The sequence below is a fragment of the Kistimonas scapharcae genome (assembly GCF_039540975.1).
GTDB lineage: Bacteria > Pseudomonadota > Gammaproteobacteria > Pseudomonadales > Endozoicomonadaceae > Kistimonas > Kistimonas scapharcae.
On sequence record NZ_BAABFL010000282.1, the window covers coordinates 1 to 2,445 of the forward strand.

The window sequence follows — 2,445 nt, forward strand, 5'->3', positions numbered from 1 at the left end:
ATGACACGTCTCCTAACCCAAGGAAAACCAGTGTCGTAAGTTTAGACGGGAGAATGGCTTATGTTAGGTGGTAATCAGGAAACTTTTTGTGTCCTTCCCGCTGGCCTATGGCCTGTCGCTAGAGGCGATGAAAACACTGTGTTTATATATTTCGGTACCGCGTTCTGAGCAGGAAACCGACCATAACTTTGCCGAACCCGGTTTATTTGTGGTGAATGAAGAGGGCAATATCCAGGTCATCGATATTTCCAACAATCCGTTTGTACGGCCTGATCTTGAAGCGCTCGCTTCAGGCCTCGAGTGGATCAGGAATCCGGAAAACCACTATCCGATTCGGGGTACTTATTCGTACGGTTTCTGAGTGCCAGATGTTGTGGAGCCGTGTAGCGCAACTGATGCTGTGTTTAAAGGTAATATCTGACAGTTACCCTATTCAGGAAACTGTCAGATCAGATTATCTGTTTATAAACCTCATCCTGAAGTTTCATTCAATGTGTAAGTACTTGCTTACTGGCTGTTATCGAATATCGTAAGGCTGATGATTTCATCCTGCACCTCTTTGCACAGCTCGACAAAAAGTCGCTGTAGCCCACCACACGAACCATCAGTCTGCGATGAGCCTCGGGGTGCTTATGAGCATCGCATAACAGTTCATCGCCGATGCCAAGTAAACTGCATCTGTCCGTTACTCATGATGGAACCGGATCGCACAGGCTGAGCTTGCTGACAAACCGGGTGATCCCCTTCCGTTGGGTGCCGATTTGATAGGGTGAACAGAGAGGGGCGTGTTTGAGGTCTACACTGGTAAGTCTGTTGCACGTGTTGCATCAGCCCGGTTGCATTCCGGCAGACTGTTGCGGCCAGTGTGGCCACGCCAGTCTGCCGGAATGTGCGTTGCCGAGCAGCGGTTCGATTCGGTAAAACGGCAGGTGTTGTATGAAGGGTGATAATGGCGATGAAGCGGTAAAAGACGTCGAGCTCAAGGGCTTCTGGTGGAAGCGTTTCTTTTACTCGAGTACCGGGGGAGGGCGCGATTATGCCATGGGCCCCAACTGGTTTGCCTCGGTCATGGGAACCGGCATTATCGCCAATGCCGCCGCATCGTTGCCGCTGTTTTCAGAGCAGTTGCATGTGTTTGCCGTGATCGTCTGGATACTGGCGTGCATGATGCTGGTCGGCCTGCTGCTGGCGACACTGAACCCGCTGGTGCAGCACCAGGGGGTCTGGAAACACCATTTCAATGATCCCACCATGGTGCAGTTCTACGGTGCGCCGCCCATGGCGATGCTGACGATCGCAGGTGGCACGGTGCTGGTGGGGGCGCCATACCTGGGGCAGGCGCTGGCCGTGAATATTGCCTGGGTGCTGTGGTTTATCGGTACGTTGCTTGGTCTGGCGACGGCAGTCGTTATTCCTTTTCGTCTGTTTACCCATTTTGAAGTGTCGCCCGACTCGGCCTTTGGCGGCTGGCTGATGCCTGTCGTTCCCCCCATGGTGTCGGCGGCCATCGGGGCGATTCTTGTGCCCTATGCGCCGGTGGGTGTTTTGCGTGAAACCCTGTTTTATGTCTGCTTCAGCCTGTTCGGACTGAGCCTGATCGCCGCCTTCATTATCATCGTGATGATCTGGAGCCGCCTGGCGCACCATGGCACGACCGGTTCCTCGCGGGTACCGACGCTATGGATTGTCCTTGGGCCGCTGGGGCAATCGATGACTGCCGCAGGCATCCTTGGGGCCGTTGCCATCGGCGCCGTGCCGGAGTTTATTGCGAAAGGGTTTGAAGTGTTTTCGGTGCTTTACAGTATCCCGGTGTTTGGCTTTATCGCGCTGTGGACATGCATTGCCATGCTCCTGACCCTGCGGGCGCGACGCCGACACATGCGTTTCGCTCTCACGTACTGGTCGTTTACGTTCCCGGTCGGCACCTGTGTCACCGGCATGGCTCAGCTGGCGCATCACACCGGTTCACCGCTGTTTCAGTGGGCCAGCGTGCTTTACTATGTTGCGTTGCTGCTGGCCTGGTGCCTGGCGGCCTTTGGTACCACCAGGGGTATCATGCAGGGGCATATTCTGAGGCATCCGGCGCCACCGAATGTGCCGATTAAGCCGATGAAAGGGTGAGAGCCCGGGCTATTCGTCCCTAGTGTATCGACCTCTTTCTCCCGCCGGCACTGCCGGCGGCCATCAGGTATTCGACCCGCCGCACGCGAGAGATATCTGGGAAAATCACTTACTTGAGTTGTCGTTCAGGCCAATACCCACGCTTCATCAATTGTGGTTATATACACGACGATTTATGTACAACAAGTCAACATCGAGCTACCGAGGCCCATGCTCCGCCAGTCACTAAAAGGCTGTGCCACCAGGGAAAGATCATGAAAGGCCTTGCTATCATTGACTTCGCGGGCAATTGACCGCCACCAACACTTTTTCTTTTTAGCCATG

The 2,445-nt window shown here is 54.5% G+C and carries 3 protein-coding genes; 2 read left to right on the forward strand and 1 reads right to left on the reverse strand.

Annotated features, from left to right (window positions below):
* The first annotated feature begins 88 nt into the window (after positions 1-88).
* Positions 89-361, forward strand: coding sequence for a hypothetical protein (locus ABD892_RS11070; protein WP_345195708.1), 273 nt, complete (start codon positions 89-91; stop codon positions 359-361).
* Positions 362-488: 127 nt separating this feature from the next.
* Here the strand turns inward: ABD892_RS11070 and ABD892_RS27100 are convergent, their stop codons facing one another.
* Positions 489-662: a glycine radical domain-containing protein gene (locus tag ABD892_RS27100; protein WP_425559237.1), complete on the reverse strand. Its 174-nt coding sequence runs from the start codon at positions 660-662 to the stop codon at positions 489-491.
* A 274-nt stretch (positions 663-936) separates the two neighbouring features.
* Between ABD892_RS27100 and ABD892_RS11075 the strand changes: the two genes are divergently transcribed.
* Positions 937-2,121, forward strand: coding sequence for a TDT family transporter (locus ABD892_RS11075; RefSeq protein WP_345195709.1), 1,185 nt, complete (start codon positions 937-939; stop codon positions 2,119-2,121).
* Positions 2,122-2,445: the final 324 nt, after the last annotated feature.

Coding starts and splice junctions, on each gene's coding strand:
- ABD892_RS11075 (WP_345195709.1), top strand. CDS start 937: ATGAAGGGTGATAATGGCGATGAAGCGGTAAAAGACGTCGAGCTCAAG.